This window comes from Roseivirga sp. (assembly GCF_049099775.1).
Lineage (GTDB): Bacteria > Bacteroidota > Bacteroidia > Cytophagales > Cyclobacteriaceae > Roseivirga.
Window position 1 is genome coordinate 224,484 of sequence record NZ_JAGDZM010000007.1, and the last position, 21,274, is coordinate 245,757.

At 40.2% G+C, this 21,274-nt stretch carries 12 protein-coding genes; 6 read left to right on the forward strand and 6 right to left on the reverse strand.

Annotated elements, in window-relative coordinates; genetic code table 11:
* Positions 1–35 precede the first annotated feature (35 nt).
* Both JXQ92_RS12020 and JXQ92_RS12025 read right to left on the reverse strand, forming a co-directional pair.
* Positions 36–2,579: a hypothetical protein gene (locus JXQ92_RS12020; RefSeq protein WP_421986864.1), complete on the reverse strand. Its 2,544-nt coding sequence runs from the start codon at positions 2,577–2,579 to the stop codon at positions 36–38.
* A gap of 32 nt (positions 2,580–2,611) precedes the next feature.
* Entirely contained in the window at positions 2,612–5,014 is a 2,403-nt protein-coding gene (locus tag JXQ92_RS12025; protein WP_421986865.1) for a hypothetical protein, read from the reverse strand.
* Positions 5,015–5,297: 283 nt separating this feature from the next.
* On the opposite strand from JXQ92_RS12025, the gene clpB reads away from it, so the two are divergent.
* Positions 5,298–7,910, forward strand: a complete 2,613-nt coding sequence (gene clpB / locus JXQ92_RS12030) for an ATP-dependent chaperone ClpB (protein ID WP_421986866.1) — start codon at positions 5,298–5,300, stop codon at positions 7,908–7,910.
* A 162-nt stretch (positions 7,911–8,072) separates the two neighbouring features.
* On the opposite strand, the gene JXQ92_RS12035 is transcribed toward clpB, so the two are convergent.
* From JXQ92_RS12035 to JXQ92_RS12045, 3 genes are read right to left on the reverse strand one after another with little or no spacing between them, the layout of a single operon-like run.
* The gene (locus tag JXQ92_RS12035) at positions 8,073–8,411 is read right to left on the reverse strand and encodes a GIY-YIG nuclease family protein (RefSeq protein ID WP_421986867.1); all 339 of its coding nucleotides are present in this window, start codon (positions 8,409–8,411) and stop codon (positions 8,073–8,075) included.
* A gap of 36 nt (positions 8,412–8,447) precedes the next feature.
* A complete protein-coding gene (locus JXQ92_RS12040; RefSeq protein WP_421986868.1) occupies positions 8,448–10,247 on the reverse strand; it encodes a M61 family metallopeptidase in 1,800 nt (599 codons plus the stop codon).
* A gap of 22 nt (positions 10,248–10,269) precedes the next feature.
* The gene (locus tag JXQ92_RS12045; RefSeq protein WP_421986869.1) at positions 10,270–10,788 is read right to left on the reverse strand and encodes a RidA family protein; all 519 of its coding nucleotides are present in this window, start codon (positions 10,786–10,788) and stop codon (positions 10,270–10,272) included.
* Between the two features lie 142 nt (positions 10,789–10,930).
* Between JXQ92_RS12045 and JXQ92_RS12050 the strand changes: the two genes are divergently transcribed.
* The 5 genes from JXQ92_RS12050 (at position 10,931) to JXQ92_RS12070 (ending at position 20,262) form a co-directional block, all read left to right on the forward strand.
* Positions 10,931–14,050: a VPS10 domain-containing protein gene (locus tag JXQ92_RS12050; protein WP_421986870.1), complete on the forward strand. Its 3,120-nt coding sequence runs from the start codon at positions 10,931–10,933 to the stop codon at positions 14,048–14,050.
* Positions 14,051–14,533 carry a MarR family winged helix-turn-helix transcriptional regulator gene (locus JXQ92_RS12055; protein WP_421986871.1) on the forward strand — a complete coding sequence of 161 codons (483 nt, stop codon included), beginning with the start codon at positions 14,051–14,053 and terminating at the stop codon, positions 14,531–14,533.
* An 84-nt stretch (positions 14,534–14,617) separates the two neighbouring features.
* On the forward strand, positions 14,618–15,553 hold the full coding sequence (locus tag JXQ92_RS12060) for a S41 family peptidase (RefSeq protein WP_421986872.1): 936 nt from the start codon (positions 14,618–14,620) through the stop codon (positions 15,551–15,553).
* 99 nt (positions 15,554–15,652) lie between these two features.
* Positions 15,653–18,034, forward strand: a complete 2,382-nt coding sequence (locus tag JXQ92_RS12065) for an ABC transporter permease (protein ID WP_421986873.1) — start codon at positions 15,653–15,655, stop codon at positions 18,032–18,034.
* A 161-nt stretch (positions 18,035–18,195) separates the two neighbouring features.
* Positions 18,196–20,262, forward strand: coding sequence for a carboxy terminal-processing peptidase (locus JXQ92_RS12070; RefSeq protein ID WP_421986874.1), 2,067 nt, complete (start codon positions 18,196–18,198; stop codon positions 20,260–20,262).
* Between the two features lie 70 nt (positions 20,263–20,332).
* On the opposite strand, the gene JXQ92_RS12075 is transcribed toward JXQ92_RS12070, so the two are convergent.
* Positions 20,333–21,274, reverse strand: coding sequence for a tetratricopeptide repeat protein (locus JXQ92_RS12075; RefSeq protein WP_421986875.1), 942 nt, complete (start codon positions 21,272–21,274; stop codon positions 20,333–20,335).

A 21,274-nucleotide genomic window follows, 5' to 3' on the forward strand; every position in this document is an offset into this window, starting at 1 on the left:
GAAGCCAAAAATAAGTAAGAAAATGACGCTTTGCCTTATAGGTTCTTTCTAATGTTGAAACGCGATACGCCAGTACCCGTGATTCCGTTTTTGGAAATCCCTTGAATGTCGATGAAGACGTTCGTGTTTTTGTCATGGGTATAAAACTTTACTTGTGCTTTACCATTGGTGTCGGTTGTAACCATAGGTGCCCAAAAAAGTGTAGCACGCTCATCTGGAATAAATTTTTGCTTGTTCGAATCGTCATATTTTGGGGCATAAAATTCACGCGCTGCATGGTAACCATTGACAGATAGCACGTCAAAACTCTTTTCTAAGTCTTTAAACATTTTATCACCTTTTAAAGTATAAATCGCGATTGCACCATTTGAGCCATTTACACCAAATACTGCTGCAGATGCACTTTTATACACTTCAACATAGTCGATTTCAGAAGCTCTTAAATCATAAACGGTTTGGAAAGGTACTGGTACATTATCGATTAGTATAAGTGGTGTTCCTTGATATGGCCCTTGTCGAAGCGTTGGAACTCTAAACATGGGGTCTCCTTGAGGTTGACCAACTGCTCCACCTGCTCCGCTTCCGCCACCACCTGTTGAACCACTACCTGCACTTCCAGCATTTGATATTCTGCCATTAGTATTACCAGTGGCTGTTGCTCCACTGCTTGGATTACTTAGGGTAAAACCGGCAATGCGTCCTAGCATCATGGCAAAAGGGTCTCTACCTTGCTTAAACTCCTCTGGTATTTTAGAAAAGTTAAGATAAGATTCTCCTTTACCGTACTGAGAATTCAGCGTTCTGTTTCTTTCTTCTTGCTTACTTGCGGTTACGTAAACATCATCTAGATAGACTATACCGTTTTCTCTTCTGTAAGTACTGTCAATAAAAATAGAAGTAATGGCTTGTTTCTTCAGTGCATTAATTCTTGCCGGATTATCTGTTAATGGGTTAACGTTAAAGCCTTTTAGACCTAATTGTTCATAGCCTTCGTTGATTGTAAAAGCCACATTCTTAACTCTGTCTCTTTGGAAACCTTGCAAGGTAAGTTGTGTAGTATCGTAGTAGACTAAATCTTCAAACTTGAAGTTGCCTAGTTCATCGGCTTCGGCAAAACGAGGGAGAATAGTTTCTTCTGATGGATTAATCAATAATACTTTACCGGCTTTAACTTTCGCACCGCCTTTTTTGGTTATTGCGCCTTTTAAAGTTAGGCCTGTTTCAAAGCTAAAATTGGGATCTCCGATTGGCTGTCCAATATTAGTCCAATTGAACCTTCTCCAACCATTGACCAGCATCAATAGATCGGCTTTTTGTTTAGCCTCTTCGTCGTCCTTAAAGTATTGTGATGGGTTTTTGATATAGCCTGTTAAATCTGAGCTTAGCAGCATGTGCGCTTTGATATTATAATCTATTTGGTCATTTTGAACCAGGTTTGCATCGAAAACCGACATGGAAAAAGAACCTTGAACAGGTTTGCCGTCAGCATCAGTTACAGCAAGGTCTATGGTGGCTAATTCTCTAGTGTCATAGTTAGGTGAAGTTGTGCTTACTTCAATATTTAATTGCTTGTTGTTATTAATAAACGCAAGCCTTTCGGCTATGGGATTCATGGCAGCATCTAAAAGCGTGATGTGCGAAATGCCATCTGGCAAAGTGCTTTTATCTACGCGGCTCATACCTCTTAAACCTTTCATTCTTACCTCTGAGGCAAAAGTGATATATCCTCTAGTATGTACTACAACATAGTAAGCTTGGTTTGTGGCGGCATTAGTTTTAAGAAGAATATTCATGAAAGCATCGCTCTGATTGTTTAGCGATAATGCTACACCAGATTTCTTTGATGCTGGTAGTTCAAAAGTTTCTTCAAAGCCATCAATTTTAGCATAATGGCCGTCTGTCATAGGGATAAGCGCGAACAAACCCTTTCCTTCATGCGAAGTTTTTAAGCTTGCAACTTCCTCATCTTTATCATTAAATACCTTGCCCGATAAAGGGAATTTATCACTATTTACACCCTCAATTTCAAAGGCAATTTTACCAGCAACACCATTGATCATATCGCCCCCTTCTGGGTAAAAGCTAACTTCTAATTTTCGTTCTAATTTCTGTTCTCGAATGAGCTCACCTTCTTTCAGGGATTGGATTTTTATCTTTTTATTGAAGAAAAACTCTTGTTCTTGGTTCTTCATCCAATTGGTATATGCTCTTAGGTAGTAGTATCCTGGATCTAGATTTTTTTCAATGGCTAAACTTGCTTTAGCCAAACCTTCTTCGCTTCTCAGGTTAAGTCGCTCTTTGATATCACCATTTTCATTGACTAATTCTACGTAAAGGTTCTTACTGAATGGCGAGGGTATGTGACCGGATCCGGCTACTAAGTAAGACTTAAACCAGATGGTTTCCCCAAGGGTGTATTCTGATTTATCTAAATGAAGAAATACTTTTTCAGTAGGCAATTCCGACTGGTATTGAGCAAAGTCCTTCAGCCAGTTTTGGAATTTACTTTCCTGACCTATTACGTTTAAAGAAAACAGACTGATAAATGTTATGATGAGTGTGAGCTTTGTATGTTTCATCTTGGTAGGGTTTGCTTTAAATAATATATGAATTATTCCTTTTTGGTCACATTAAATGTTGCCGAACGGTATCCTGAACTTCCATTTATGGCCATGCCTTGAATATCAATTTCCACCTCAGTCAAGTCATCTGCGGTATAAAAGCTGATGGTAGCTTTACCGTTTTCATTAGTAATTATGTTTGGTGCCCAGTGTAAGGTATTCCTCATGTCAGGTTTAAAAGAAGCCTCTTCGGTTCCATCATACACTGGTTTATAGAATTCCTTACCTACGTGGTATCCTGGTAGTTTTCCTGTGAAATAACTTGGGCCTTTTGGTATGGATGCATAATACGCCTCTAAAGGCAATGTATAGATGAAAATAACTCCCGGAGGGCCATCTTGCCGTGATACCCCAACGTATTGTATCCTACTTGCATCTATATCATTTGCTTCTTTATAATTAATAGATCTACCATCTAAGATTATTGCCGGTGGTGTTTTCCATCTCTCGCTTGCGCCTAACATAGGGATGCCAAGTTCTACACCTTCTGCTCCATTGCTGGCGCCTAACATAAAGCCGCCAACCCTTCCCAGCATTATATTGAATACATCTCGCCCCTTTTTATCCTCATAGGGGATGTCCTCTACCATCACAACGTTCATTGAAGTGTTCTCTCGTTGGCTCAATACAGCCTCACGACCATCTTTTGCTGTTACAACTACGTCTCCAAGCAATATCACTCCATTTTCTCTTCTGTAAGTGGTGTCTACCCTCACGGTAGTCATCATGTATTCTTTAAAGCTTTGCTGACGAACAGTGTCAACCCGTGTGTAGTTATTGTTGTAAACCTTTAAAGGCATTACTTCATAGCTTGTTGAGTCTAAAGCAAGATTGATATTCTTTTTCCCATTTTTATGAAAGCCTTGAATGGTGATATCAGTCGAATCATTAAAGACTTTATTCGTAAACATGAATTCTCCTTTCTCATTGGTAATCTGTAAATCTTTCGATTCATTTGGGTTTAGGGTGCTGAACATGAAGACTTGACCTCCCTTGACAAGATCTTTTCCATCTCTGTAGAGCCTGCCTTTTACCGTTAAGCCTTGCTCGACAAAGTGCTCAGGTTCCGGTAGGTTTTGAATGAAAACATTGTCCCAATTAAAACGACGCCAGCCATTTACCATCATCAGTAAGTCTGCATTTATTTTAGCCGATGCTGTCGGTTCAAAATATTGAGATGGATTTGAGATATGCCCTTGAAGGTCTGATTTCAGCAACTGATAGGCTCGGATATTAAATGTGGTTTGATCGTTATTAACTAATGCTTTATTTGTAGCCGTAAGCGAAAATGAACCTTGAACAGGATTTCCAAACCGATCCTCGACTTCGATTTCTAGATTCACAAGGTCTCTTTTATTGTATTGCTTTTTATCAGTCGTAATGCTAACATTTAATCCATGATTGTGATTAATAAAAATAAGGCGTTCGGCTACAGGTAGTCCATTTTCATTGAATAAAGTAATCGTAGTAATACCCTCATTCAAGGTATTTTTTGGGATGGTTACTCTGGTTTTTTTATCGTCAAGCGTAATGCTTGCACGATAGGCCATTTGTCCTCTTGTATGAGCCAGTAAGGCGTAATTACCAGGCAATGAAGAGTTGAAGGTAAGTAGGATGTCATCATTGTTCGATATGTTGGCCGACATGACAGTACCTTTTTCTAAAGCTGTTGGCAGAGACCATTTTTCTTCTAGCCCATCTATTTGGGCGTAATACCCTTCTGTCATCGGTAAAAATGGAACTCGGCCAAGGCCGTCGTGTTGTGTTTTAAATGCTAAGATTTCTATGTCGTTTTTATCATAGATTTTTCCGTGAATGGTGTCCCCTGAAACATGTTTTATCTCGAAAGCCAACCAAGATTGAAGTCCTTTTATTAAGTTTCCTCCTTCCGGATAAAAGCGGACTACTGGTGCTGGGATACTGGTGTTAACATAAAGGTTCTCATTCGGATCGATGGAAACAATTTGAATTTTCTTTTGAAAGAAGAACGATTGGCCTTGATTCTTCATCCAATTTGTATAGGCTCGTAAATAGTAATCGCCTTGTGTCCAAAGCGAGTCAATTTCAAAACTTGTTTGACCAAAACCATTGTTGGAGCGCATGGTAATTCGGTCAACTATTTTCCCATTGCTATTTAGTAATTCCAAGTACACAGTTTTGCTCAACGTGGAAGGCAAATGATTGGCTCCGGCCATCACATATGCTTTGACCCAAATAGTTTCTTGCTGAGTAAATTCAGCCTTGTTTAGATGAACGAAAATTTTTTCTGTAGGAAGGTTCTCCTGATACCGCTCCAAAGCTTTTGCATATTTAAGGTCAATATTTTTTTGACCCATAACTGCTGGAAAAAAACTTAATAGAGCAAGGACTATAAGTAGTGTTTTATTTCCCATAATCTGTGTGTTATCGAAAAAAACGACTTTTTCGCGCTTTTGTTCATTCCTAAGTCACTGAATATGTGAATTTTCCATGTACGGTAGGCTGTATTTAGCTTGCTGATAAATGAGCAAGCTAAATCTGGATGTACATTGATTTTTTATCAGTGTTTTGTGACAAAATGTCCGTTTTGGAGTGATTAGAGCATGAATCAAGACAAAATTTCCGAATTCTAGGAATGGACTATTCTTTGTTAACCTTGGTTGTCTGCCTTTTTATAGGTAGGGAAATGGAAAACAAATGGATTTTAAGAATTATACCATCAAATCGCAGGAAGCTATTCAAAAGGCGGCCGAGCTTGCAACCGGAAACGATCAGCAAGCCATAGAACCAGGCCACTTGTTGAGTGCTATCCTTTTATCGGATGAGACTGTAATGTCCTTCTTGATAAAAAAGTTGGGAGTGAATAGGGTACAACTTGACACCAAGTTGGAGGAGATAGTGATGGCTTATCCAAAAGCAAGTGGTCAGAAACCATATCTGTCGAATGATGGACATTTGGCACTGACTAAAGCATTAGACTATTTAAAAGAGTTCAAAGATGAGTTTGTAGCGATAGAGCATATCGTTTTAGGTCTATTGAACGGAAAAGATAAAGTTGCTTCTTTATTGAAATCATTAGGCTTTAATAAAAAGGAACTGATTGCGGCGATAAAGGAGCTTCGCGGAGGTAATAGCGTAACCGATCAGCATGCAGAAGGGAATTACCAATCCCTCAATAAGTATTCTAAAAATCTCAATGAACTGGCCAAAAACGGTAAGATAGATCCTGTTATTGGTCGCGATGAGGAAATCAGGCGCGTACTTCAAATACTTTCAAGAAGAACCAAGAACAACCCAATGTTAGTGGGTGAACCCGGTGTGGGTAAAACAGCTATTGTGGAGGGCATGGCCCAACGTATTGTAGATGGTGACGTACCTGAAAACTTAAAGTCGAAAACCATTATATCCTTGGACATGGGACTGCTTGTGGCAGGTGCAAAGTTCAAAGGTGAATTCGAAGAACGACTTAAGGCAGTGATCAAGGAAGTGCAAGATTCTGATGGAGAAATTATCCTGTTTATCGATGAAATTCACACCTTAATTGGTGCTGGAGCAGGCGAGGGGGCTATGGATGCTGCCAACCTCTTAAAACCAGCATTGGCTCGAGGTGAATTGCATGCCATAGGAGCAACCACGTTAAAAGAATACCAGAAGCATATAGAGAAAGACAAGGCCTTAGAGCGTAGGTTTCAGACAGTTGTAGTTGATGAACCTGATCAGGAAGATGCCATTTCAATATTGAGAGGTATTAAAGAAAAGTATGAAGTTCACCATGGTGTCAGGATTCAAGACGATGCCGTAATTGCTGCGGTTGAGCTTTCCAGTCGATATATTTCGGATCGTTATTTGCCAGATAAAGCCATTGATTTAATGGACGAGGCAGCGGCGAAATTGAGAATAGAAATTGATTCTCTTCCGCAAGAATTGGACGAATTGAATCGAAAGATTATGCAACTCGAAATTGAAAGGGAAGCCATCCGACGTGAGAGGAATAAGGATAAAGAATCGGTACTTTCTAAAGAGATTGCTGAATTATCAGAGCGACGTGATGCTTTGAAAGGTAAGTGGGAGAATGAGAAAAGTGTGATCACAGGAATTCGAACCGAAAAGGAAAATATCGATAAGTATAAGATGGAATCTGAGAAAGCTGAACGCGAAGGAGACTTTGGTTTGGTGGCGGAAATCCGATACGGAAAAATCACAGAAGCAGAATCGAGATTGGAAGGCTTAAAACTGAAAATGAACGATATGCAAGATGGATCTACCTTATTGAAAGAGGAAGTTGATTCAGAGGACATTGGCGAAGTGGTTGCAAAGTGGACGGGTATTCCTGTGGCTAAAATGCTTCAGTCCGAAAGGGAGAAGCTACTGCACTTAGAAGAAGAGCTAGGGAATCGAGTGGCAGGTCAAGGTGAGGCGATTGCAGCACTTTCCGATGCGGTAAGGCGTAGTAGGGCAGGCTTGCAAGATCCAAAACGCCCTATAGGATCATTCATTTTTCTAGGAACAACTGGAGTAGGTAAAACCGAACTGGCGAAAGCTTTAGCTGAATACCTTTTCAACGATGAGAACAATATGGTGAGGATTGATATGTCTGAATATCAAGAAAGACACGCCGTAAGTCGCCTTATTGGAGCACCTCCAGGTTATGTTGGTTATGATGAAGGGGGGCAGCTGACGGAAGCCGTTCGAAGAAAGCCATATTCAGTAATCCTCTTAGATGAGATCGAAAAGGCACATCCTGATGCTTTTAATATTCTGCTTCAAGTTTTGGATGACGGAAGGTTAACTGATAACAAGGGGCGTGTGGCAAATTTCAAAAACACGATCATTATCATGACAACCAATATCGGGTCGCACTTGATTCAAGAGAATTTCGAAAAAATTAATGAGGATAATGTGTTAGAACTGATTGAGGATACAAGGAATTCTGTGTTCGATCTGTTGAAAAAGTCTGTAAGACCCGAATTCTTAAACAGGATTGATGAGACGATCATGTTTATGCCATTGAGTAAGGCTAATATCCGACAGATTGTGTCGATTCAATTTGGTCTTATTCAAAATCAGCTGAAAGAAAATGGGATAGAGATTGAGGCAACAGAAGAAGTGCTCGATTACTTGGGTGAAATAGGTTATGACCCTCAGTTTGGAGCTAGACCTTTAAAGCGAGTAATTCAGCGGAAGGTGCTAAACGAATTATCGAAACAGATTCTTTCTGGTAAAATTCAAAAAGACTCGGTAGTTAGTATTGAAATGAATGCTCAAGGAGAAGTATCATTTGTTAATGTAGATAAAGTGGTAGAACTATAGTTTTTCCACTTTCAAATAAAAAAGGCCAAAACCCATTGTTTTGGCCTTTTTGTTATTAATGAAGATCCTTCGATAAACTCAGGATAGAAAAAACTATTATTTGCCACTCTCTTTTTTTACCCTGACTTTACGGAAGGGTCTATTTTCTAATTGTTTATATCGCTAATCGAATTCTTTCCTATGGAAAGGGTTTTGGGGAGGCCAAATCATAATCTCATTGTTAAGAAACCTTCGATCTGGGTTAGTCTGGTCAATAAGCCATTCTTTCTTCGACCTTCTCCAACCTTTGAGTTGTTTCTCTCTATCGATTGAGTTCAGTACATATTGGGTTTCTTCAAAGTACAAAAGGTTATAGCAGTAATACTTACCAGCAAATGTTTTTGCACTACCTTTTCCAAGCCAGTGTTCGGTAAGTCTTTGAGTTAGGTCGTTGGTTCTTCCAATATATAATACAGTTTTTGATGGGTTAGTTGTGATATATACATAATAGCTTGGCTTCATTTGTCTTTACTCATCACAGGATATCATTAACTCTAATTACTTCTTCTTCAACCAGTCTTCACGCCTTTTTTGGGCTTCAGCATCAGCATTTTGATCCCATCCTGTGCGCATAGAAGAATTGGCAGCCAAAGTTACCATCTTGGTCATTTTTTTACCCCATCTATCAATTTCAACACTCACTTGATCGCCCGGTTTCAAGTCCGAAATAGTTTCGTTCGCGTTCTTCACATCAGCAAGTAACTTACCGTTGATACTGATCAGTTTATCTTCTCTTTCTATACCTGCTTGGTACAAAGGCGACCCTATGATCGCATTACCAGCCAATCTACCAATACCATTGTTTATCCTTATAAATGCACTGAGTGTAGGTGCTTCTGGGTTAGTGTGTTGGAAGGTGACGCCCATCTTTTGGAAGAGGCCTTCATAATCAGGCATGTCACTCTTGAAAATGTAATTGCTAAAAAACTCATTAGCGAATGCTTCACCAGCGTATTCGGCCAAACGTGATTGTAAATCTCGTACGCTATATGGAATTTCTTTTTTACCCTGCGTATTCCAAACGTGTTTCATGTAATCATCTAAATTTTTGCCATTGTCCATGCTTCTTAAAGACATATCTAAAGCAAGGCCGAGAACAGAGCCATAGGTGTAATAAGAAATAAAAATGTTAGCATTATTATCTGGGTCTATGGATGCCGCTGCATCTACAAAAGGTGCGCGATAACTCATTTCGATTGGGTTGAAGTACTTACGGCCAGGGGCATTTATTACATAGTTTACAGCGCCGCCTAAACCATTTATATATTGCTCTTTTGTGATGTTCCCCGAGCGTGCTCTAATCAAGTTGGTGTAGTAGCTTGTAAAACCTTCGGCAAACCAGAGTTCTCCACTCATATTCGCATCCTCGAAATTGAAGGGCTCTAGAGATGCAGGTCTTATTCGTTCTACATTCCAAGCATGGAAAAATTCGTGAGACATGGTGCCCATACTGGTATTACCCAGCGGTCTGTCTAAAGGTTTACCGCTCACGACAAAGGTAGAATTCCTGTGCTCCATACCGTCACCACTGGCATTTGGCATATAATTAGACAAGAAAGTATAAGCTCCGAAGTCGAATTTTGGCAGTTCTCCAAATACTGCTTTCTGTTGCTCCACGATTTTGATTACCTCTTCGAAGTATGCATCTACTTCTGCATCGGTGGCCGGCGTATTTAAGGCTAATCGAATGTTTTGCCCATCGATCATTCTTTCCCTCATGTGCAAGTCGGCCATGAGGATAGGACTATCCATGAAATAGTAAGTATCAGGAGCATAGAATGTGTTATTGCCCTCGTTTCTTAGTTGGGTAGCTACTTTCCAATTTGAACCGTCAGGTATATTAACCTTAAGACGCGTAGGCCTGTGTCCTAGGTCTTTCGCCCAAACAAAAGTAGCGGGAATATTCAGGTGTGCATGTAGTTCATCTATGCCAGAGTAGGTTCCTCCAGCCCTATTGGCATAGAGTGTATATTCAAAATTTACTGTTCCATCATGACCGGCAATATTCCACTGGCTTGGGTCCGATCGTGTAACGATAAGTGCATTACCCTTGCTATCTGTTGCCTTAACGGCATACACGTTTTTAGCAAACTCATGTACCGCATAGCGACCCGGTGAACTTCGGCTCATGCGAACTTCTAATACCTTATTTTCGAGGTTTGAAAATTTGACTTTAATATTCGTTTCATGATGAACACGATTATCGAAAGAGATTTCATATTCATTATGAGTTTGCCCTTGAAGGCTAAATGCTGCTAAAGTTAACAGCGCTAAAAAAATTGATTTGAGTTTTTTCATCGGTTTCTATTTCACTTAACTGTTAAGGGTAAACAGCTCTTACTTCTATTTCAATAAATTTATTGGGGTCGACTAAAGTGTAAACGCCAATGGTTGATCTTGCCACTTTATTAGGGTTGCTATCAGTACCGAAGTATTCGCCATAGGCTTTAAACCATGCCTGAAAATCGGGTTTTCCATCATTTTCTGGGTCAGGAGCCACATAAACCTTCATAGACACTACATCTTTTAGGCCAAGCCCTTCTTCAGAAAGGTAATTTTCGATTCTTTTTAAGGCGCTCACGCTCTGATCGTAGGTATCGCCAAAACGACCTCTATCTCCGGCAGGTATGCTAGCATCTATTTCAGTGGCCACTATGCCACTTGCCAAATAGAGAGATTTACCTTCAGGGATCTTGACACCTTTAAGAATGGACGAACCCTCACGCTCAAAGCGAGAAACTTCTTCTTGTTTTTCTTCCTCGTGATCGTCGCCATCCTCGCAAGCTGTAAACGACAAAAACGCTAGTAAAAGGAAGGAAGTCAGTAGTTTAAATTTCATGAAAAAAGCAGTTTGAGCCAATATACAAAATCACCTTTCAAAATGCCGTTGGTTTTTACTGTTGGCAATGCGTATCTTAAGAATTCAACCAAACTTATCGGTAGCGAATTCTAGTTCCTTCCGATCATCAAGACTAAAACCTATGAATACGCTTCGACTATTTATACTTGTAACTCTAACTTTTATTATCTGTTCCCCAGATGCCCTTTCTCAAAGAAGAAAAAGGAAAAATGAAGCCCCTGCAGGCGTTTCATATGATACCGCCCTTTACAATGCCATGGAGTTTCGATTGGTAGGTCCTTTCAGAGGTGGTCGGGCTACCGCAGTAGCTGGTGTGGTTCAAGATCCTATGACGTATTACATGGGGGCTACTGGTGGAGTTTGGAAAACGGACGATGCCGGCGAAAGCTGGAAAAATGTTTCCGATGGCTTTATGAAAACCGCTTCCGTAGGTGCTATCGCAGTATCAGAATCGGACCCTAATGTGGTTTATGTCGGTATGGGTGAAGCACCTGTAAGAGGGGTAATGACTTCTCATGGTGATGGAATTTATAAATCGACCGATGCAGGCAAGACTTGGGTAAATATGGGCCTGGAGAAAACTAGGCAGATTTCTAAAATTGTAGTCCATCCTGATAACCCTGATGTGTTAATCGTTGGTGCGCAAGGAAGTCCTTATGCCGCTACAGAAGATCGAGGTATTTATAGATCAGAAGATGGTGGTGAGACTTGGACTAAAGTTCATTATATAGATGAAAATTCTGGGGTTAGTGACTTGAGTATGGACATGACCAACCCACGAATTATTTATGCCGCCTATTGGGACCACAGAAGATTTCCTTGGAAAGTTCAAAGCGGAGGACCTGGTAGTGGTATATGGAAATCTACCGACGGTGGATTGACTTGGAAGAAGCTATCAAAAGGACTGCCTAAAGGAGTAATGGGAAAAATTGGTGTAAGTGTATCTAGAGCCAACCCTAATAAAGTTTGGGCTATTATCGAAGCCGATAAAGGTGGTTTGTACCGATCGGATAATGGCGGTAAAAATTGGAAGCTTATTAATCCTGATCGTTTATTAAGAGCAAGATCATGGTATTACATGCACATTCAGGCTCACCCGACAGATGAAGAAAGTGTCTATATAATGAATGCACCATTGGTTCAATCAACCGATAATGGTAAAACCTTTGTGAACTTAAACACTCCACATGGTGATAACCACCAAGTGTGGATTAACCCAGAAAAGCCACAGTACTTGATCAATGCCAACGACGGTGGCGCGAATGTTTCGATAAACGGTGGGAAAGATTGGTCTAGACAAGACAACCAACCAACGGCACAGTTCTACAGAGTAAATGCCGATAGACAATTTCCATATAGAATTTATGGAGGTCAGCAAGACAATAGCTCGGTTTCGATTGCGTCTAGAGTGAATGGTGGAGGGATTAGTAATTCGGACTTTTTCCCAGTAGGTGGTTGCGAAAGTGCTTACTCGGCCTTCGATCCTGACGATCCTAAGTACATATATTCAGGCTGCTACCAAGGTATTATCGACGAGTGGAACGCTAAAACAAAGCTTACGAAAGACGTAATGGCTTATCCTTTCCAAGGCTTAGGCACAAATCCACGAGACGTGAAATATCGCTTCAATTGGAACGCACCAATTATTGCGTCAAAGCACGATCCTTCAGTGATTTATCACGCCGGTAATAAGCTTTTAAAAACATCTAATCGAGGAATTACTTGGACAGAGATTAGCCCTGATTTAACCAGAAATGATAGTACAAAGATCAACTGGGGTGGCGGCCCGATTACTAACGAAGGTGCTGGTGGAGAAATCTATCATGCTATATACTATGTAGCCGAATCGCCACATACGCCAGACGTAATTTATACAGGTGCTGATGATGGCATGTTGCACATTACTAAAAACGGCGGTGCTGATTGGACAGAAATAACCATTCCTGATACAGGAGATGGAATGGTGAATCAAATAGAAGTTTCACCACACGATCCGGGTACAGTATATGTTGCTTTCAATAAATACAAGTTCAACGATTTTACCCCGCACATCTTCAAGTCTACTGACTACGGACAGACTTGGAATAGAATAGTAAATGGCATTGGAAGCGAAGCGCACGTAAGAGTTGTTAGGGAAGATCCAAAACAAAAAGATTTGCTTTTTGCCGGTACTGAGCTAGGATTGTATGTGTCTTTTGATGGAGGAGTGAAATGGAATGAATTTCAGCAAAACTTACCTATTGTACCGATTACAGATTTAATGGTTCATGGAAACGATCTAATCATTGCCACCCAAGGCCGAGCTTTTTGGGTAATGGACGACTTAAATCCATTATATGAACTGAAGGATGCACAGAATACTGATTTCCATGTGTTTGAACCAGAAAATGCGATTAGAGACAATGCTTTCAGAACCGGAAATACTTCGATTGGTCAAAACCCATATCCGGGCTTTTCTATTATGTACTACATCAAGGAAAACGTTGATTCTATTCCTTTGTCAGTCGAGTTTATGGATGCATCAGGCATGGTAGTAAGAAGTTTTGCAACTGACGCTGCCAATCGCCAAGAGAAACTGACCAAGAAGTCGGGTATGAATCGCCTGAATTGGAACCTGTCAAGAGTGAATTTTGATGGCGTTCAAGGTGTATTTGTAGGGCTAGGTGCCGGAGGGCATCGCGTAGCACCTGGGGCATATACCATGAAAATGACTTATGGCGATCAAGAAGTTGTGAAACGATTAAATGTGTCACCAGATCCGAAATGGGAAGCCACTACAGCGCAGTATCAAGAACAGCAACAATTATTAGAAGAGGTACGTGAAGTGATTGAATCTATTCAGGAAACGGCTAATAATGTTAGATCAGTAAGAACTCAGGTTAATGATATGAAATCGCGAATTGATCAGGAAGAATTTGCGAATGTACACGAAGCCATAGATGAGCTTGTAGAAATGATTAATGAGGTGGAAGCTGACTTTGTACAGCCGAAGCAAAAGACATTTCAAGATGTAATCAATTTTGAAAATAAACTTGAGGTACAACTTTTACACATCTACGGAACAATTGATGGCATAGAACCACCGGTTACCGATGGCCAAAGGGCCAGAGTGGAAACGCTAAAGGCAGAGTATGTAATTGCTATCGTAGGTGCTACCAAAGTGAATCAAAAAATGGAAGAGCTAATGGAGCTGATTAGGGCAGAGAAAGTTCCTTTTATAGCGCCTAAAAAGAAGAAATAATTGGAACGCGATATTATAGAAGAATTGGGTAGCCTGGCATTGGCTACCCGTTTAAAAAATCTTAGTGAACGTCTTGCCAAAGATGTTTCCCAAATATATAAGGAGTCTGAATTAGATTTTGAGCCTCGTTGGTTTACGCTCGTCTATGCCCTAAAAGAAGGAGAAGAACTTGCAGTGACAGAACTATCTTCTATGCTCAAGCAAACACACCCTGCTATTAATCAAGTGGCCAATGTCTTAGTGGCCAATAAATTGGTAAACGAGCGAAAAGATGAAGCCGATCAGCGAAAGCGCCTATTGAGGCTTTCTACTAAAGGAGAAAAACTCGTTTCACATATGAGTGACCTCTGGGGTCAAATTAAAAAAGCCAACGATGAGCTGTTGGATGAATCGGGCGGGATACTTCTAGAAAGCCTCGATAAGGTGGAAGAAGCCTTGGATAATAAGTCTATGTACGAACGAATCCGTTCCTTTCAAGCCTAAGAACAAAGTCCAAATAGTGTTAACGAGTGTTATTTCTTAAACCAACCTTACTATTATACGTAAGCACTTACATAAATTAAGAATATGAAAAAAATCTGTGTCCTATTATTTGTGCTAAGCTTCTCCTTGTCCGCTCAGGAATTTGATAAAAAGAAGGTTGTACAACGCTTAGCCAAAATCATGAATGAGAACTATGTCTACCCTGAAAAAGGGAAGGCAATGCATGATTTGGTACTTTCTAAGTTGAAATCTGATGCTTACAGTCAATTTAATACGGAACAGTCTTTTGCGGCAGCTTTAGAAAAAGATTTGAGGTCGGTGATCAACGATAAACATATTCGAGTGACTTTTAATAGTGAAAGGGCCAAAGCGATCCGTAACCGAGATTTTGGACCTGGTCCTGAGTCGAATGGAAAATTTGGATTTGAAGAAGTAAAAATTCTAGACGGAAACATTGGCTATCTTGATTTAAGAGGTTTTATGGACATCGGTATGGCTGAGGACGTGGCCAAGCCAGCCATGGATAAATTAATCAAATCAGACGCACTCATTTTCGATTTGAGGCAGAATGGAGGAGGATCACCTAGCATGATCCGATTTATTTCGAGCTACCTTTTTGGCGATGAAAAGGTTCATTTGAATACGTTTTATTGGCGGCCGTCTGATAGCTACTCTGAGACATGGACGAACCCTGAATTTGCCAGTGAAACCAAGCCCGATATTCCAGTATATGTGCTAACAAGCGACTACACATTTTCAGCCGCAGAAGAGTTTACCTATAACCTTAAAAACTTAGAGCGTGCCACCATTATTGGAGAAACCACAGGTGGCGGGGCACATCCAGGTGGCCCATCTATTATCACTAGTGATTTTATTGTCAATGTGCCTCGCGGAAAAGCGATTAACCCAATTACCAAAACCAATTGGGAAGGAGTAGGCATAGCGCCTCACATTCAAATACCTGCCGATAAGGCCTTGGATAAGGCGATTGAATTGGCCAAACTAGAATTAAACAACTAAGCCGGTAACCATTTTTAAAGCTTGAGGTCTTTGAAACTGCTGGAAGACTTAAATAATGTTGGTATCAAATTTTTTTCAAAATCGGTTAAGAACTAAACCATGCTTAAAAACTATCTAAAAATTGCCTTCAGAAGTCTTTTAAAGAGTAAGAGTACTTCCTTAATTAATGTGCTGGGCTTATCAACAGGAATTGCTTGTTGTATCATCATTTTCCTATTTGTTCAGAATGAAACCAGTTTCGACAAGTTTCATGATAAATCTGACGAAATATTTCGAGTCTTAACAATTGACGAGGCGCTCGGCGTGAGCAGTAATTTGGTAGGAATTACAATGCCTGCTCTAGGGGAATCCATGAAGAATAATTTCCCGGAAGTAGAGAATAGCGTTAGAATGCTAACCCAAGGCCGTCAGCTCATCACCTATGATCAGCAAGGCTATTATTCAGAGCATTTTGCCTATGCTGAGCCTTCGCTTTTTGAAGTTTTCGATTTCAAATTAATAGACGGGGATGTAGACAAAGCACTGTCAGAGCCAAATACAGTTGTACTATCCGAGTCAATGGCTCAGAGAACGTTCGGCACGGATGACCCTATCGGGAAGCGCGTTGATATTGGCGGCCAAACGGGGCTTGAAGTGGTTGCTGTAATGCGGGATGTAAATGAGAATTCGCACCTAAATTTTGATGTGGTGGTATCGATGCTGCAGGCTGATACAACTTCCAATTTTGCTCAATTTATTCAGTCATGGAGATCGATAAGCATGACTACCTATGTTCAACTGAATTCGCCGGCTAACGAGTCCAATGTTGAAGGCAAAATGGAAGAACTCATTAGAGTGAATGACGTTGGAGAAAATTTCAGTGTAACGCTACAGCCCTTGGCCGATGTTCATTTGAAATCCAGTGGAATCTTATTTCAGAATTATAACCTGAGTCAAACGGACATTAATTATGTCTATACACTCGCAGCGGTAGGATTATTTGTCATGCTCATCGCATCGTTCAATTTCATGAACTTATCTACAGCAAGGTCTACCAATAGAGCTCGAGAAGTTGGTGTAAGGAAAGTTTTTGGGGCATTTAGAAGGCAGCTAATCAATCAATTTATGGTAGAATCTGTGGTTATTTGCTTCCTTTCTTTATTCATAGCCATTGGGTTTGTGACCTTAGTTAGCCCATTAGTGAACCTGCCAATTGAGGAAAATTTAGCCGTCTACTTCTTACGCAATGTTGAATGGCTGATCGGTTCAGTGCTATTTGTTTTATTTCTTGGTCTATTTTCAGGGAGCTACCCTGCGCTTATGCTTTCAGGATTTAATCCCATTGGCATATTAAGAGGTTCTTTTAAAACAAGTGCTAAAGGTGTTTTACTGAGGAAGTCCTTGGTAATTTTTCAATTCACTATTTCCATTGCCATGATTATCGGCACGGCGATCGTGTATGATCAGCTACAACATCAGCGGAATATTGATAAAGGGTTTGATCCCGAGCAGATTGTCACGCTAAACGTAGGTCACCCAACTTTGCAGCAAGCTTTGCCTGTTTTTATGAATAAACTAGAGGAAATTCCAGAGGTGAATAAAACTGCTCGAACAGCAGGAATGCCAGGAAGGACATTCGGTAGAAACCGTGTAAGACCTGAAGGCGCCTCAGCTGAAGATACTTGGATCATTTCCGTTTTTAGTTTCGATGATGAATTCATGGATTTAATGGGCATGGAGATCGTAGACGGGCGAGGGTATGATCGCAACATGCAAACCGATCAACAACAAGCCGTTCTCATTAATGAAGCTATGGCTAAAGAATTGGCTTGGGAAGATCCAGTAGGAAAAAAGCTGAATTTTGGCCAACAAGAAACAACAGTCATTGGCGTGGTAAAAGACTTTCATTTTACCAATATGCGCCACAAGATTGAACCTTTAGCCATGCGCTACAATCCTAATAATGGTGGCAGCTTGGCCATAAAGTTTGCGGCCAATGATGCTAGTGGAACAATTGAGTCCATTCAGGCAGCTTGGAATGAGGTATTCCCCAATAGTCCCTTTGAATATCGGTTTTTTGATGAGGAATTCGGGCAGCAATATGCTTCCGACGAACGTTTTGGAAAGCTAGTATTCAGCTTTACTTGGTTGGCTATTTTTATAGCGTGCCTCGGACTGTTCGGTCTTTCAGCGTTTACTGCAGAGCAAAAAACCAAAGAGATTGGTGTGCGAAAAGTACTTGGTGCAAGCATTTCTGGTATTATCTTATTGCTGTCGAAACAGTTTTCCCAATTAATTGGAGTCGCCATTTTATTGGCCGTTCCTGTTGCCTATTTCCTTATGAAGTCTTGGCTTGGCGATTTTGAATATCGGGTAGAAATAGATTGGTTTTGGTTTGTCATCTCAGCAGTTGTAGCCATGTCTATTGCTTTGATTACGGTTACTTTCCAGTCGGTAAAGGCCGCCACCACAAACCCTACAAATTCGCTGAGGTGCCAATGATTTAGCATTTTTTAACATCCGTTTACATCAAAGTTGAAACTACTTTGACCGCTTATGGTATTATACTTGTAGTGCGTAATATCATAGCCCATTAATTCAGGTGAATTTCATTACATTTAATATCCTGTGATGGGTAACGTTTAAGAATAATCCGCGTTGAAATGAAGATGATCAAAAAGTTATTATGGTTACCGTTGGCAATCTTCTTTACCGTACCAGTTTATGGTGCAGAAAGAGATTCAACGGAATATTTGCAGCCCACGGCTGCTCATTTGAAAGAATCAAGAATAATTGTCCAGATTTTGGACTACTTCCATTACCGAGAAACCGATCTCGATGATTCCCTTTCATCTGTCATCTACAATAATTTTATAGAAACCCTAGATGGGAATAAGAATTACTTCTTAGCAAGTGATATCAAGTCATTCGAAAAGTATCGTTATGAGCTTGATAACAGGTCTAAAGAAGGCGACTTAGTTCCAGCGTTTTACATCTTCAATATTTATAAAAAGCGGGTAGAAGCAAGGTTGGAATATGCTTTGGCACACGTTACCGATGAGTTCGACTTTGATAAAAAGGAACGCTTAATATTCGACAGAGAGAAAGAGCCATATGCTGAAAATGTGGAGGAACTGGATGACTTATGGCGCAAAACTATAAAGAATCAAGCTTTACAATTGAAACTTAGTGGTTCGGATTATGATAAAATAGTCGATGTTTTAACAAAGCGTTATGAACGTTTCCAGAGTAATGTTTCTAAATATAATAGCAACGATGTTTTTGAAATGTTTATGAATTCGGTGACGAACGCTTTCGATCCGCATACGAATTATTTTACACCCTTGAATGCTGAAGATTTTCAAATGCAAAGCAGCAAGTCCTTGGAAGGGATTGGTGCTACTTTACAGCAAGATAATGACTTCACTAAAATCACTGAATTAAGGCCTGGTGGACCAGCTTTCTTAAGTGGTGAAATTGAAGCAGAAGATAGAGTGACAGGTGTAGCGCAAGGAGCTGATGGTGAAATGATTGATGTAGTGGGCTGGCGTTCGGATGAAGTAGCAGGTCAAATTAGAGGCCCGAAAGGAACACTCGTTAGGTTACAGCTTTTACCAGCTGGAGCAACTCCAGGTTCTGAAATGAAGGAAGTAATGCTAGTTCGCGATAAGATTAAACTTGATGAATCGCGTGCGAGTAGTAAAGTGATAAAATATACTGAAGGTGGTAAAGACTACAATTTTGGAATTGTAACGGTTCCAGATTTTTACCTCGATCCTGAAGGTTACGATAAAGGTGGAGAGGATTACACCAGCACAACCAACGATGTTAGAAAAATCATAAAGGAATTAGAGGCAGAAAGTGTTGATGGCATTATGCTCGATCTTAGAAATAATGGTGGAGGTCAGCTTGTTGAGGCAATTAGCCTGTCGGGTTTGTTTTTGCCAGGTGGTACTGTTGTTCAAGTAAAAGACAGCCGAGCTCAGATTCAAAAGTATGATGATGACAATAAAGGGATGACTTATGAAGGACCGATGAATGTAATGATTAATCGTTTTTCAGCTTCGGCATCAGAGATTTTTGCCGGTGCAATTCAAGATTATAAAAGAGGTGTTATTGTAGGAGAGCAGTCTTACGGGAAAGGAACGGTTCAAAACGTTCGTGGTTTAAGTGATTTTCTTAGAGAAAAAGGCGAAGATGAATTGGGCTTATTAAAATTCACAATAGCTAAGTTCTATCGCGTAACAGGAAGTAGTACACAACACAAAGGCGTTACTCCAGATATTGAATATCCATCTGTATACAGTGCAGATGAATTTGGTGAGAGTTCTAAACCTAGTGCTTTGCCATGGGACAAGATTGCTTCTGCAGACTTTAAGACTTTAGACTACGTTGATCCAAATATGCTTTCAATCTTAGAAAAGAGGCATCAGCAACGCTTGAAAGAAGATCAGACGTTAATTGACTTACAAGAGGACATTAAGCAGCTGAGAGAAAACAGAAAGCGTAAATATGTATCTCTAAACTATGCGGAGCGCAAGAAAGAACAAGATGATATTGAGAAGCGTAGAAAAGATAGAGAATTAAAGGCCACTGTAAGTATTGGTGATTCTTTGGACGATGCTTCTTCGGCAGGCGGTAGATCTTTAGATGATATGAAAGACGCCTATTTGAAGGAAAGTATTAAACTTTTAGCCGATCAGATTTTAGCAAAAAAGAAGAGAGGTTAATAAAGACAAATCGTAAAAAAGCCCAAGGTTGTATCAACCTTGGGCTTTTTTAGTTTTAAGGATTTAAAAATTAATTCAGCCGTTTGAAATCTGCTTCAGTGGCAATATATCCGAATGCAGACCAAGAACTACCTTGGAGAACACGTTGGAAAATTTCCTTGGCTTTGGCAGTATCACCTTCATACAAATACCAATTTCCTAAACCATATCCCTGTGTAGCCAAACTCAAAGCCACATCATCACCTGAGCCTTGAAGTAGCTCTTCAGCAGCTAAAGCTCCTTGATACATACTGAGTCTTTTCAAATAGCTATCGTTTTCAATAATTTCCATTTCAGGATCGATTGACTCTAAAAGCCGTTTGGCTTGCTCAGTTTTACCTAGTCTTCTCAAAGTCATGTAAAGCCAATCAGTAGTAGCCACTCTTAAGTCAGGGTTTCCAGAATAGTCCATACATTCTTTATAGATTTCTTCTGCCTTCTCGAAGTCTCCTGATAGATAATACGCCAGGCCATAATGATATAGTATGTTGAACTGTGTGTTAGACAAAGGGATGTTCATTTGGTTTGGAGCCCCATCCGGTTCCGTTTCTTCAACCCCTTTTGGCATTAGCTCATAGGCTTTCTGATAATCTGCAATTGCTTTGTTAAACTGGCGAATACTGATATATCTATGCCCTCTGTGGCGATAAAGTTTGTACGAATTTGGAAACCGTTTTATTCCATCAGAAAAAATGTTTATTGCCTTTTTATAATCGCTCAAATAAGCATGTCTTCTGCCTAGCCAAATCGTATTCATCTCACTATTATCAAGATCGAAGTCGTTTTGTGCTTGTGCAATATTTGCTTTTAGAATAGAATCAGTACGTACATTTCTTAAGGGTATATTTAATGAGTCACCCAAAAGTGAAACTGCTTGAAAGCTTTCTGGTATGTAAATAGGTTCCTTGTGCTTTTCGCAGGAACTGAAAAGTATTCCTGAAAGAATAAGGCCACAGACTAGAAGTTTTTTCAT